The 12,457-nt window shown below is 68.4% G+C and carries 14 protein-coding genes; 5 read left to right on the top strand and 9 right to left on the bottom strand.

All coding sequences use genetic code 11. The annotated features are described in order from the left end of the window. The 9 genes from ACFWPJ_RS12140 to ACFWPJ_RS12180 all read right to left on the bottom strand — a co-directional run. On the bottom strand, window positions 1-484 hold a 484-nt coding region (locus ACFWPJ_RS12140), incomplete at its 3' end, for a DUF1707 domain-containing protein (RefSeq protein WP_378850023.1). An 88-nt stretch (window positions 485-572) separates the two neighbouring features. Continuing rightward, window positions 573-1,028 (bottom strand): DUF350 domain-containing protein, encoded by a 456-nt coding sequence (locus tag ACFWPJ_RS12145; RefSeq protein WP_019048228.1) that lies wholly within the window; start codon window positions 1,026-1,028, stop codon window positions 573-575. 35 nt (window positions 1,029-1,063) lie between these two features. Next, a complete protein-coding gene (locus ACFWPJ_RS12150) occupies window positions 1,064-2,227 on the bottom strand; it encodes a glutathionylspermidine synthase family protein (RefSeq protein ID WP_378850025.1) in 1,164 nt (387 codons plus the stop codon). After that, window positions 2,227-2,925 carry a hypothetical protein gene (locus tag ACFWPJ_RS12155; protein ID WP_378850027.1) on the bottom strand — a complete coding sequence of 233 codons (699 nt, stop codon included), beginning with the start codon at window positions 2,923-2,925 and terminating at the stop codon, window positions 2,227-2,229. Before ACFWPJ_RS12155 ends, ACFWPJ_RS12150 begins: the two co-directional genes overlap by 1 nt. Window positions 2,926-2,956: 31 nt before the next feature. Continuing rightward, entirely contained in the window at window positions 2,957-3,238 is a 282-nt protein-coding gene (locus ACFWPJ_RS12160; RefSeq protein WP_378850029.1) for an acylphosphatase, read from the bottom strand. Window positions 3,239-3,308: 70 nt separating this feature from the next. Continuing rightward, the gene (locus tag ACFWPJ_RS12165) at window positions 3,309-3,752 is read right to left on the bottom strand and encodes an OsmC family protein (RefSeq protein ID WP_378850031.1); all 444 of its coding nucleotides are present in this window, start codon (window positions 3,750-3,752) and stop codon (window positions 3,309-3,311) included. Between the two features lie 92 nt (window positions 3,753-3,844). Then, window positions 3,845-4,546 (bottom strand): response regulator, encoded by a 702-nt coding sequence (locus ACFWPJ_RS12170; RefSeq protein WP_378850033.1) that lies wholly within the window; start codon window positions 4,544-4,546, stop codon window positions 3,845-3,847. Window positions 4,547-4,667: 121 nt separating this feature from the next. After that, on the bottom strand, window positions 4,668-7,199 hold the full coding sequence (locus ACFWPJ_RS12175; RefSeq protein ID WP_378850035.1) for a DUF4118 domain-containing protein: 2,532 nt from the start codon (window positions 7,197-7,199) through the stop codon (window positions 4,668-4,670). Continuing rightward, on the bottom strand, window positions 7,196-7,360 hold the full coding sequence (locus ACFWPJ_RS12180; RefSeq protein WP_378850036.1) for a hypothetical protein: 165 nt from the start codon (window positions 7,358-7,360) through the stop codon (window positions 7,196-7,198). Before ACFWPJ_RS12180 ends, ACFWPJ_RS12175 begins: the two co-directional genes overlap by 4 nt. A 275-nt stretch (window positions 7,361-7,635) precedes the next feature. Here ACFWPJ_RS12180 and ACFWPJ_RS12185 point away from each other — a divergent pair, with 275 nt between their 5' ends. The 5 genes from ACFWPJ_RS12185 to ACFWPJ_RS12205 all read left to right on the top strand — a co-directional run. Continuing rightward, window positions 7,636-7,719: a potassium-transporting ATPase gene (locus tag ACFWPJ_RS12185; RefSeq protein ID WP_110035904.1), complete on the top strand. Its 84-nt coding sequence runs from the start codon at window positions 7,636-7,638 to the stop codon at window positions 7,717-7,719. Beyond that, window positions 7,716-7,802: a potassium-transporting ATPase subunit F gene (locus tag ACFWPJ_RS12190; RefSeq protein ID WP_218719288.1), complete on the top strand. Its 87-nt coding sequence runs from the start codon at window positions 7,716-7,718 to the stop codon at window positions 7,800-7,802. The genes ACFWPJ_RS12185 and ACFWPJ_RS12190 overlap by 4 nt, the downstream gene beginning before the upstream one ends. Further along, a complete protein-coding gene (gene kdpA / locus ACFWPJ_RS12195) occupies window positions 7,803-9,473 on the top strand; it encodes a potassium-transporting ATPase subunit KdpA (RefSeq protein WP_378850038.1) in 1,671 nt (556 codons plus the stop codon). 1 nt (window position 9,474) lies between these two features. After that, window positions 9,475-11,622, top strand: a complete 2,148-nt coding sequence (gene kdpB / locus ACFWPJ_RS12200; RefSeq protein ID WP_378850040.1) for a potassium-transporting ATPase subunit KdpB — start codon at window positions 9,475-9,477, stop codon at window positions 11,620-11,622. Window position 11,623: 1 nt separating this feature from the next. Beyond that, window positions 11,624-12,457: potassium-transporting ATPase subunit C (locus tag ACFWPJ_RS12205; RefSeq protein WP_378850042.1), on the top strand; the 834-nt coding region annotated here is incomplete at its 3' end.

The following is a 12,457-nucleotide window of genomic DNA, read 5'->3' on the forward strand; positions in this document are numbered from 1 at the left end:
GCAGGTTGTGTGGGTGGTGCGGGTCTATGTGCTTCATCTGCTTCTGCAGTTGGCGAAGGTGGGTCTGGGTGCCCGGCGTCGCTTCCCAGCCGGTGATCACACGGAACAGCAGGACCGCGCCCCACGGGCCGATGACCCACATCGGCCAGAAATAGGTGAGCTCGCCCGCGGTCAGCGAGATCAGACCCCAGATGACCAGCACGATCACGCTGACACCGAGCCAGCTGCCCGCCTCGATGCGCTGCCAGACCGGAATGCGCTGGCCGGGTTTGCGCTCGGCGGGTGCGGTGGCCTGCTTCGTCAACGGTGGCAGGTCGGACAGCACGACAGCGAGTTCGTCGCGCGTGGTGGTCGCGTAGACCTTGGCGACGCGCTGGTCGTACTCGGCCAGGTCGAGGCGCCCGTCGGCCAGGTGGGTGCCCAGCTGGGCGACGATCGCGTTGCGCTCGGCATCGGACGCGCGTGTGCCGGGGGTGATGTCCATGCCGACATCCTCTCGTTCACCAACCACAGTGGAGTATTGGTTCCAGCCTCCACCCTCCACTGTGTGATGTCAACCCGCGTGCGACGGGTCAGAGGATGGCGAAGGCCACCACGAGACCGAGCGCGAAGTGCGCGGCGGCGACCACGAGCACCTCGGGGGTATAGGTCTCGGCGTGCAGCGTGCGGCCGATGTCGATGCCGGTGACCTTCTCGATCACCCGCACCGAGACCACCTGCGCCACGATGCCGACCAGGCCGTAGACGACCGCGGCGATCAGCCCTTCCGACAGCTTGTTGACGCCACCGGTGGCCAGCACGGCGAACACGACGATGAACGCCATGCTCACCATGCCCGCCGCGGACACGATCAGCGCGTTGGGCTTGCCCGCGACGACCAGGTCGCGCAGCTTGCCCGGCGTGGTCAGGTCGATGGCGAAGAAGCCGATCAGCATCAATACCAGGCCGATCAGGCAGTACAGGATGATGGCGCCGACGCCTTCACCGAGCGCACTCCAATAACCCGATTCCAGGGCGAGGGCGGTCATCGTGGTCCTTTCGAACAGTGGTGGGTGGTCACGGGTCAGTCGACGATGCGGTGCGGCACGAACGCGGCGCCGTCATCGGTGATTAGGCCCGCCGTCTCGCGGATACCGAGGCCCGCCGCGGTGTCACCGACGACCCAGGCGCCCAGCACCGGACGCATGCCGTCGAATTCCGGAAGCGGGTCGAGCAATTGATAGACGAAGCCCTCGGCGCCGTACACGCCGCCGGTCGCGGTCTCCATGCCGGGACCGACGATGGTCATGTTGGCACCCTCGCGGCCGAGCTTGGGTTTGCGGATGTATTCGGTGAGCTCGTGCGGGCTGTCGAGGTAGGCGGGCAACAGGTTCGGGTGTCCGGGGTACATCTCCCACAGGACGGCCAGCAGCGCCTTGTTGCTGAGCAGCGTCGTCCACAGCGGTTCGATCCAGGCCGTGGCGGGCAGACTCTCGACCACGCGCCTGCCGAAGTCGTCGTCGAGGATCCACTCCCACGGATACAGCTTGAAGGCCGCCTCGATCGGCGCCTCGGCCAGATCGACGAAGCGGTGCAGTTCGGTGTCGTAACCGATCTCCTCGATCGGCAGCGCGACCGTATCGAAGCCGGCCTCGGCCGCCGTCTCCTGCATGTAGGCGGTGGTCACGTTGTCCTCGCCGGTCGCGTCGGCGCCCGACCAGGTGAAGTGCAGCTCGGTGCCGGGCAGGACGCCGCGCAGTTCCTTCCAGCGTTCCACCAGCTTCTCGTGCAGCGAATTCCATTGGTCGCCACCGGGATACACCTGCTGCAACCAGTGCCACTGGATGATCGCGGCCTCGAGCAGCGAGGTGGGGGTGTCGGCGTTGTACTCGAGCAGCTTGGCCGGACGACGCGCGTCGTAGCGCAGATCGAAGCGGCCGTACACGTACGGGTCACTGCGGCGCCAGGATTCGGCGATCGGCCCCCAGCTCCATTCCGGCAGACCGAAATCGGCGTACCGCTCGGTGAGCACCACGTGCTCGGCCGCGTGCAGGCACATCGACTGCAGCAGTTCCACATCGGCTTCCAGCGCGAGGATCTCGTCCATCGAGAACTCGTAGTGCACCGATTCGTCCCAGTACGGTCGCGGCTGCCCGCTGGCATCGCGGCCGGGCGCGCCGTACACCAGGCCCTGACTCTCGATGATCTGCTGCCAGCTCGGTCGCGGCGTACCCACCACCCGGCGCACTAGGACCCGCTCCCGCCGGTCGACTTGCTGCCGAGCCCGCCGCGCTGGATCGTGGTGCCGCTCTTGGTGGTGATGGTCGCGTTGCGCGGTTTCACCGAGCTGCCGCCGACCGGCGGTTTGCCGATGGTGGGCGTGCCGCCGTAGTGGTACCGGTACTGCGGCCAGCCGAGCAGGATCAGGGCGCCACCGCCGCCGTGACTGGTGTCGCTGCGGAAGTTGGTCTTGCCGTCGCCGCACTTGTCGTCCGGGACGACGACTTCGTTGCCGTTCTGGTCGATCTGCACGCACGAGGCGGTCACCTGGTCGGGCGCGGCGATCGCCCGGTAGGCCAGGTAGCCACCGCCGACCAGCGCGGCGACACCGACGATGGCGACGCCGCCGATCATCACGCGTTTCCTGGTGCGCCGCTTGGCTTCCGCGGCCTCGGCCGCCGCGCGCTGGGCCTGCTCGGCCTGCTTGCGCGCCTTGTCGCGGGCCCGTGCCTCGCCGACCGTGGGCGGGCGCGGCTGGGTGACGCCGGGTTCCTGCCTGGCCATCCGGCCCGGCCGCGAGGGCTCGGGTTCCGGCGCGGCGGGCGGCTGCTGCGGCATCGGCGGCCAGCCGGCACCGGGATCCGGTGGCTGCCACGGCGACTGCCCGGAGCCACCGTTCGGGGGCTCACCGGGTTGATCGGGCGGACCAGGGTTCTGTGTGCTCACCGCTGCCGCCCCCTAGCCCCCGAAGTCACCACTAGCGCTCCTCGAATCCCGTCATGTCGCCCCGCGCGGGCTCCCAGCTTTCCACAACCAGGTCTACCCGGCCAGGTGCATGGCCGGACCGTAGCAGTTCCAGCAGCTTCTCGTCCGCGGTTCGCGGCCCTTCGGCGACGACGTGCACCCGGCCGTCACTGTGGTTGCGGGCGTAGCCGGTGAGCCCGAGTTCCAGTGCGCGCGAGCGGGTCCACCAGCGGAAACCCACCCCCTGCACCATCCCGTGCACCCAGGCGCTCAGCCGAACCGGCGTCTGGCTCATGCTGCATCCAATCTGCATGAGCGGGGTCCCTGCGTGGTGACGCTCCGCTGCCGCCTCCGGGCCTGCCCGCTCATGCGTCGATGTCGAAGTTCAAGGTCACCTTGGTGCCCGACTTGAGGGTGCGGCCAACGGTGCACACCTTGTCGACGGCGCGCTGCACGGTGACCAGTAGTCGTTCGCGTGCGGCCTCGTCCAGCTCGGACAGATCCAGTTCGACGACCTCGTCGATCTGCGGGTACAGCTCGTTCTCCCGGTCGGCGTCGCCGGAGACCCGGATGGTGGCGTCGAAATCGTCGCCGAGGCGGCGCGAGAGCGGCAGGTCGGAGCTGAGCCCGGTGCAGGCGGCGAGGGCGATCTTGAGCAGCTCACCGGGGGTGAACGCGCCTTCGACGCCCTGCGAGGCGATCAGGACCTCCGCCCCACGGTTGCTGCGCCCGGTGTAGGCCCTGGTTCCGGTGCGCTCGACCCACAGTTCGGTCGGTGCGGTGGTCACGGGTGCGTTCAGCTCAGCCATAGCCCTGATCCTGCCATTCGCGTCGAAGACGATTCACGCCTGGGAACGTCTTCGCCCAGGGCGGCATTCCAGCGTAGTGACCCGGGGCACGCTCACTCCTGGAAGCGATACCCCATGCCCGCCTCGGTCAGCAGGTGCCGCGGGTTGGCGGGGTCGTCCTCGAGTTTGCGCCGCAGCTGCGCGAGATAGACCCGCAGGTAGTGGGTCTCGGTGGCATAGGCGGGACCCCACACCTCACGCAGGAGTTCCTTGCGCCCCACCAGCTTTCCGCGATTGCGCACCAGCATCTCGAGCATCCCCCACTCGGTGGGTGTCAGATGCACGGCCTCACCCCGCTTGGTGACCTTCTTGGCGACCAGGTCGACGGTGAACGAGTCGGTGACCACCACCGGGTCGACGCTGTCGACATCGGTCGCGCCGCGCCGGACCGCGGCCCGCAGCCGGGCCAGCAGTTCGTCCATCCCGAACGGCTTGGTGACATAGTCGTCGGCGCCCGCGTCGAGCGCTTCGACCTTGTCGGCCGAGTCGGTGCGCGCCGAGAGCACCAGCACGGGCGCCGAGGTCCAGCCGCGCAACCCGGCGAGCACCTCGATGCCGTCCATATCGGGCAGACCCAGATCGAGAACGATGACATCGGGGTGCTTCTCGGCGGCGGCGCGCAAGGCGGCCGCACCGTTGCCCGCGGTGATCACCTCGTACCCACGGACCGACAGATTGATCCGCAAGGCCCGCACGATCTGTGGCTCGTCGTCGACCACCAGCACTGTGGTGGCGGCCGGAGCCTGATTCTTCACTGTTCCGCCTCTCCGGGACTTCTGGCCAGGCTCGTGTGCGTGGGGACATCAGGTCGGCGGCTTGCGGTCGGGTTCCCGCCCGCGTGAGCCCGTGCCCGGTGAGTTACCCATGTTCGGGCGTTCATTCTGTAGTCCCGTCCGGTTCGGCGGTGAGGTCGGGCGCCGGAGGTACACCCGACGGCAGGTCGACGAGCATGGTCAGGCCGCCGCCAGGCGTTGGTTCGGCGTGCACTGTGCCGTCCATCGCCTCGACGAAGCCGCGCACTACCGACAGGCCGAGGCCGACGCCGGTGGTGTTGTCCCGGTCGCCGAGGCGCTGGAAGGGCTCGAACAACTGCTCCTCGGTGCCCGCCGGGACGCCGGGGCCGATATCGACGACGGCGATCGAGACCCGGTCGCCGTCGTGTTCGGCGGTGACCCGGACCGGCGTCTCGCGACCGGAGTGGCGCAGGGCGTTGTCGATCAGATTGGCCAGCACGCGCTCGAGCAGGCCGAGGTCGGCGAGCACGGAGACTTCCCCGACCTCCACCTTCACCCGGTCCATCGCCGCGCGGCGCAGCCCGCGGGTGCCCATGCCGACGCTGACGAGCGCGCGATGCACGGCCTCGTCCATGTACACCTGCCGCAGCTGCGGGGTAACGACGCCGACGGCGAGCCGGGACGAGTCGAGCAGATTGCCCACCAGCGCCGTCAACTGGTCGACCGACTCCTCGATCGCCTCCAGCAGCTCACCGGTGTCCTCCGGGGAGAACTCGATGTCATCGCTGCGCAGGCTGGACACCGCGGCTTTCGCACCGGCCAGCGGGGTGCGCAGGTCATGGCTGACCGCCGAGAGCAAGGCCCGGCGCAATCGATCCGCTTCGAGCAGCGCCGCCGCCGCACTGGCTTCCTCGGCCAGCCTCGCCTGCCGGACCAGCCCGACCGCCTGATTGGCGACCGCGTTGAGCACCGGCCGGTCGGTGGAGTCGATCGACCGGCCCGCCAGCAGCAGATGGCTCTGCGCGTCCCCCGCCTCGATGACGGTCTCGGCCTCCGACGGCCGCATCGGCGGTTCCGGTCCCACCGCGGCGACGATCTGATCGCCGCACTGCACGCTCACCGCGCGCTGCCCGTAGGTCTCGCGGACCTGCTCGAGCAGGTTCGGCAGGTCGGCGCCGTGCAGCACCGAACCGGCGAACATCGTCAGCAGCTCCGCCTCGCGGGAGGCCTTGCGCGCCTGCACCGTTCGCTTGGCCGCCACATCGACCAGCGCGGCGACCGCGACAGCGACGATGAGCAGCACGACCACGGTGACGAAGTTGTCCGGCTCGGCGATGGTGAAGCTGTAGCGCGGCTCGGTGAAGTACCAGTTCAGCAGCAACCCCGACAGCAGCGCCGACAGCCCGGCGGGCACCACGCCGCCGAACAGCGCCACCGCGACGACGCCGACGAAGAACATGGCGCTGAGTCCGCCCAGTTTCAGCCAGCCGTCGAGGAGGACACCGCAGATCAGGCTCACCAGCACCGGCACGACGATCGCGGCCAGCCACGCGGTGACCGGGCGGCGCGGACGCAGCCAATGCCTGCGCACCCCACGGTTGGCTTCCTCGTGGGTCACCATGTGCACGTCGATCTTCCCGGACCGCTGCACCACGGTGGACCCGATGCCCTCGTCGAGCATCCTGGCCCACCGCGACCGCCGCGACGTACCGAGCACCAACTGGGTGGCGTTGACTTCCCGCGCGAACTCGAGCAGCGCGGTGGGCACGTCGTCACCGGTGACGGTGTGCAGCGACGCGTCGAGACCGGCGGCGAGTTCGCGCAGCTTGGCCATCCGCTCGGTCGACACCCCGGCCAGCCCGTCGCCGCGCACCACGTGCACCACGACCAGATCGGCGCTGGACTTCGACGCGATCCGCCCGGCCCGGCGCACGACCGTCTCCGATTCCGGCCCGCCGGTCACCGCGACGACCACCCGCTCGCGGGCCTCCCACAGCTCGGTGATCTTGTGGTCGGCCCGGTATCTGGCGAGCGCGGCGTCGACCTGATCGGCCAGCCACAGCAGCGCGAGTTCGCGCAGCGCGGTCAGGTTGCCGGGTCGGAAGTAGTTGCGCAGCGCCGCGTCGACCTTGTCGGCGGCGTAGACATTGCCGTGGGAAAGCCTGCGCCGCAACGCTTCCGGCGTGAGGTCGACGAGCTCCACCTGGTCGGCGGCACGGACGACGGCATCGGGCACGGTCTCGCGCTGCTCGATGCCGGTGATCTGCTGGACCACATCGTTGAGGCTCTCGAGGTGCTGCACATTGACCGTCGAGATGACGTCGATGCCCGCGTCGAGCAACTGCTCCACGTCCTGCCAGCGCTTCTCGTGCGCACTGCCCGGCGCGTTGGTGTGCGCCAGCTCGTCGACGAGCACCACCGCGGGCTTGCGGGCCAGCACGGCATCGACGTCGAGCTCGGGCAGCTCGGTCCCCCGGTACGCGATCAGTTTCGTCGGAATCCGCTCGATGCCCTCGAGCAGTTCGGCGGTCTTCTTCCGGCCGTGCGTCTCCACCAGGGCAGCGACGACATCGCGGCCGCGTTCCAGCCGCCGATGCGCTTCGCCGAGCATGGCGTAGGTCTTGCCCACGCCCGGCGCCGCACCGAGGTAGATGCGCAGCTGTCCGCGTTTCACCTTTCCATCATCGCGTGTAGACGCTCCGGAGCCTGCGGGCGCACCGGCAACACACCGACGGTCACCATCGGTGTGTGCGAGGTGTCGATCCGGCCGAGCACCCGGATCAGCAGCAGGGATGCGACGAAACCGAAGATCACCGCAAGGGTCACCACAGACACCGCGATCTCACTTTCCATGAACAAGGGACCGGCGGCGCCCGCCGGTGCACACCTTTGTATCCGCGCGAATATCGCCTGATCTCGATCTTTACGGAGTGTTGACGACTATCCGGCCCGCCTTGACGGCATCCTCACACCCGCCACCTGGCGTCGCGTCAACATTCCGCAAAGGCCGTGCCGCCCGGCGCTAAGGAGTCGTAAGGAAACCACGCCGAGGCCTGATCCGGCGTTTCACTCACCTAGGCGCTTCACCTCGGAGCGCAAGGAGGTTGGAAATGTCTGTCGTGGTGTTCACGGTGCTCACCGTGGCGATCTTCGCGCTGCTGGGTGTAATCCAGCGGGGGGTGGAGAAGCTGTGATCGCGAACCTTGTCGGTCTGGTTCTGGCCGTCCTCGTCGCCGTGTACATGGTCGCGGCGCTGCTCTTCCCCGAGAGGTTCTAGGTGAACACGACTACAGCGGGGATCGTCTTCGTGGCGGCCCTGGTCATCACGCTGGCCCTGGTGCATGTGCCGCTCGGCGACTACATGTACCGGGTCTACAGCAGCGACAAGCACTCCCGCGCCGAGCGGCTGATCTACCGCGCCATCGGCGCGAAACCCGAGGTCGAGCAGACCTGGCCGGTCTACGCCCGCAGTGTGCTGGCGTTCTCGGCGGTGGGCATCCTGTTCCTGTTCTTCTTCCAGCTGGTGCAGGGCGCGCTGCCGCTGCACCTCAACGATCCCGGCACCGAGATGACCGCGGCGCTGGCGTGGAACACCGCGGTCAGCTTCGTCACCAACACCAACTGGCAGAACTACTCCGGTGAGTCGACTCAGGGCCACCTGGTGCAGATGGCCGGTCTGGCGGTGCAGAACTTCGTCTCCGCGGCGGTCGGCATGGCGGTGGCGGTGGCGCTGGTGCGCGGCTTCGCCCGCCGCCACACCGGTGAACTCGGCAACTTCTGGGTCGACCTGGTGCGCGGCACGCTGCGGATCCTGCTGCCGATCGCGTTCATCTTCGCGATCATCCTGGTCGCGGGCGGCGTCATCCAGAACTTCCACCTGCACGATCAGGTCGCCCAGACCATCGGCGGCGCCCAGCAGACCCTGACCGGCGGCCCCGTCGCCAGCCAGGAGGTCATCAAGGAACTCGGCACCAACGGCGGCGGCTTCTACAACGCCAACTCCGCGCACCCCTTCGAGAACGCGAGCACCTGGACGAACTTCCTGGAGATCTTCCTGCTGATGGTGATCGCATTCTCGCTGCCACGCACGTTCGGCCGGATGGTCGGCAGCACCAAGCAGGGCTACGCGATCGTGGCGGTGATGGGCACGATCGCGCTGACCAGCATCACCCTGACCAACCTGTTCCAGCTGCAGCACCACGGCACGGTGCCGACCGCGATCGGCGCGTCGATGGAAGGCGTGGAAACCCGCTTCGGCGTTGCCGATTCGGCCACCTTCGCCGGCGCGACCACCCTCACCTCGACCGGTGCGGTGAACTCGTTCCACGATTCCTACACCAGCCTCGGCGGCCTGATGACGATGTTCAACATGCAGCTGGGCGAGGTGGCGCCCGGCGGTGTCGGCTCCGGCCTCTACGGCATGCTGATCCTCGCCGTGATCACGGTGTTCGTGGCGGGCCTGATGGTCGGTCGCACCCCCGAGTACCTCGGCAAGAAGATCACGCCCCGCGAAATCAAGCTGGCCGCTTCCTATTTCCTGGTGAGCCCGCTGATCGTGCTGATCGGCACCGCGATCGCGATGGCGCTGCCCGGCCAGCGGGCGAGCATGCTCAACAGCGGCCCGCACGGTCTGTCGGAAGTGCTCTACGCCTTCACCTCCGCGGCCAACAACAACGGTTCCGCCTTCGCCGGACTCACCGGCAATACCGAGTGGTTCAATACCGCGCTCGGCCTGGCGATGGTGTTCGGCCGGTTCCTGCCGATCATCTTCGTCCTGGCCCTGGCCGGTTCGCTGGCCCAGCAGGGCACCACTCCCGCGTCGATCGGCACGCTGCCGACGCACCGGCCGCAGTTCGTCGGCATGGTCGTCGGGGTGACGGTGATCCTGGTCGCGCTCACCTTCCTGCCCGCCCTCGCGCTCGGGCCGCTCGCCGAAGGAATCCACTGACATGACAAGTCCCACCCTCGAAACACCGGCCGCGCCGCGGCCCGAGCACCGGACCAAGGGCGTGCAGAAGGGCGTCCTGGATCCGAAGCTGCTGCTCACCTCCCTGCCCGACGCGCTGCGCAAGCTGGATCCGCGCACGCTGTGGAAGAACCCCGTCATGCTGATCGTGGAGATCGGCGCGGTGTGGTCGACCATCCTCGCCATCGCCGACCCGAGCTTCTTCGCCTGGGCGATCGTGGTGTGGCTATGGCTCACCGTCGTGTTCGCCAATCTGGCCGAGGCTGTCGCGGAAGGGCGCGGCAAAGCTCAGGCCGACACCCTGCGAAAGGCCAAGACCGACACCGTCGCTCGCCGATTGGCCGACTGGACTCCCGGCGGCCGCATCGTCGAGGAAAGGGTCGCCGCGACCGAACTGCGCCGCGGTGATCACGTCGTCGTCGAGGCAGGCCAGGTCATCCCCGGTGACGGTGATGTCGTCGAAGGCATCGCCTCGGTGGACGAATCGGCCATCACCGGCGAATCCGCACCGGTCATCCGCGAATCCGGCGGCGACCGCTCGGCCGTCACCGGCGGCACCACCGTGCTCTCGGACCGGATCGTCGTCAAGATCACCCAGGAGCCCGGCGCCAGCTTCATCGACAAGATGATCGCGCTCGTCGAGGGCGCCAGCCGCCAGAAGACACCGAACGAGATCGCGCTCAACATCCTGCTGGCCGCGCTCACGATCATCTTCGTCTTCGCGGTCACCACACTGCAGCCGCTCGCCATCTTCGCCAAGTCGAACAACCCTGGCGTGCCGGACACTTCGGCGCTGGACGCGCACGGCATCACCGGCATCGTCATGGTGTCGCTGCTGGTCTGCCTCATCCCGACCACCATCGGCGCGCTGCTCTCGGCCATCGGCATCGCCGGCATGGACCGTCTCGTCCAGCGCAATGTGCTGGCCATGTCGGGCCGCGCGGTCGAGGCCGCGGGTGATGTGAACACGCTGCTGCTCGACAAGACCGGCACCATCACCCTCGGTAACCGGCAGGCGGCCGAATTCGTCCCGATGCCGGGCATTCTCGACGACGAACTCGCCGACGCCGCCCAGCTGTCGAGCCTTGCCGACGAGACGCCGGAGGGGCGGTCGATCGTCGTGTTCGCCAAGCAGACGTTCAACAAGCGGGAACGTTCCGCGGGCGAGCTGCCCGGTGCCACCTGGGTGGAGTTCACCGCGCAGACCCGCATGTCGGGTGTGAACCTGGCCGATGGGCACCAGCTGCGCAAGGGGGCAGCAGGTGCGGTCACCGAATGGGTTCGCGCCCAAGGCGGTTCGGTACCCGAGCAGGCGGCGGTGATCGTCGACGGCATCTCGGCCTCGGGCGGCACGCCGCTGGTGGTCGGCGAGGTCAAGGACGGCACCCCGCGGCTGCTCGGCGTCATCCATCTCAAGGACGTCGTCAAGCACGGCATGCGGGAACGCTTCGACGAGATGCGCCGCATGGGCATCCGCACGGTGATGATCACCGGCGACAACCCGTTGACCGCCAAGGCGATCGCCGACGAAGCGGGCGTGGACGACTTCCTCGCCGAGGCGACGCCGGAGGACAAACTCGCCCTGATCAAGAAGGAACAGGACGGCGGCCGCCTGGTCGCCATGACCGGTGACGGCACCAACGATGCCCCCGCCCTGGCCCAGGCCGACGTGGGCGTGGCGATGAACACCGGCACCTCGGCCGCCAAAGAGGCGGGCAATATGGTCGATCTGGATTCGGACCCGACCAAGCTGATCGAGATCGTCGAGATCGGCAAGCAATTGCTGATCACCCGTGGCGCGCTCACCACCTTCTCGATCGCCAACGACATCGCCAAGTACTTCGCGATCATTCCCGCGTTGTTCGTGGCGCTGTTCCCCGGCCTGGACGCGCTGAACATCATGCGCCTGGCCAGCCCGCAGTCGGCGATCCTGTCGGCGGTCATCTTCAACGCGATCATCATCGTGGCGCTCATCCCGCTGGCGCTGCGCGGTGTCAACTACCGGCCGAGCAATGCCTCGAAGCTGTTGAGCCGCAATCTGACGATCTACGGCCTGGGCGGCATCATCGCGCCGTTCCTCGGCATCAAGATCATCGACCTGCTCGTCCAACTCCTCCCCGGGATGTCCTGAAATGCGTATGTCAACCTGGATCCGCCAGCACCTGGCCGCCCTGCGCGCCCTGCTCGTGCTGACCGTGATCACCGGAATCGTGTACCCCGTCGCGGTTTTCGCGGTCGCGCAGCTGCCCGGGCTGAACGACAAGGCCGACGGCTCGCTGATCGAGCGCGACGGAAAGCTGGTGGGCTCCAGCCTGATCGGGCAGTCGTTCACCGACGCCGACGGCAAGGCCATGGTCCAGTACTTCCAGAGCCGCCCGTCGGCCGCGGGCGACGGCTACGACCCGCTGTCCACCGCGGCGAGCAATCTGGGCCCGGAGGACATCGTCGACACCGCCGCCCGCCCCAGCCTGCTCACCACCGTGTGCACCCGCTCCAAGGAGGTCGGCGACCGTGAGGGGGTCGACGGCGCCCGCCAGTTCTGCACGAAAGACGGTGTGGGCGCGGTGCTCTCGGTGATCGGCCCGCGTGATGCCGACGGCGACGTGTCGCGGCCGGTACAGGTGGTCAGCGTCAACGAGCTCTGCCCGGCGCAGCCGTTCCTGTCCACGTTCCGCGGCGTCGCCGTGGAATGCGCGCAGGAAGGCCAGGACTACGCGGCCGGCCGGATCATCCCGATCCTCGGCGACGCCCCCGCCGACGCCGCGGTGCCCGCCGACGCGGTCACGGCCAGCGGCAGCGGCCTCGACCCGCACATCTCCCCCGAGTACGCGGCCATCCAGGTCGAGCGGGTGGCGAAGGCACGCGGCATCACCGCCGACCAGGTCCGCGCGGTGCTGGACGCGCACACCGACGGGCGCACGCTCGGTTTCCTCGGTGAGCCGCGGGTGAACGTCGTCGAGCTCAAT

Source organism: Nocardia sp. NPDC058497 (genome assembly GCF_042720195.1).
Lineage (GTDB): Bacteria > Actinomycetota > Actinomycetes > Mycobacteriales > Mycobacteriaceae > Nocardia.

Coding starts and splice junctions, on each gene's coding strand:
- ACFWPJ_RS12145 (WP_019048228.1), bottom strand. CDS start 1,028: ATGACCGCCCTCGCCCTGGAATCGGGTTATTGGAGTGCGCTCGGTGAA.
- kdpB (WP_378850040.1), top strand. CDS start 9,475: ATGACAAGTCCCACCCTCGAAACACCGGCCGCGCCGCGGCCCGAGCAC.
- ACFWPJ_RS12185 (WP_110035904.1), top strand. CDS start 7,636: ATGTCTGTCGTGGTGTTCACGGTGCTCACCGTGGCGATCTTCGCGCTG.
- ACFWPJ_RS12165 (WP_378850031.1), bottom strand. CDS start 3,752: ATGGCTGAGCTGAACGCACCCGTGACCACCGCACCGACCGAACTGTGG.
- ACFWPJ_RS12160 (WP_378850029.1), bottom strand. CDS start 3,238: ATGAGCCAGACGCCGGTTCGGCTGAGCGCCTGGGTGCACGGGATGGTG.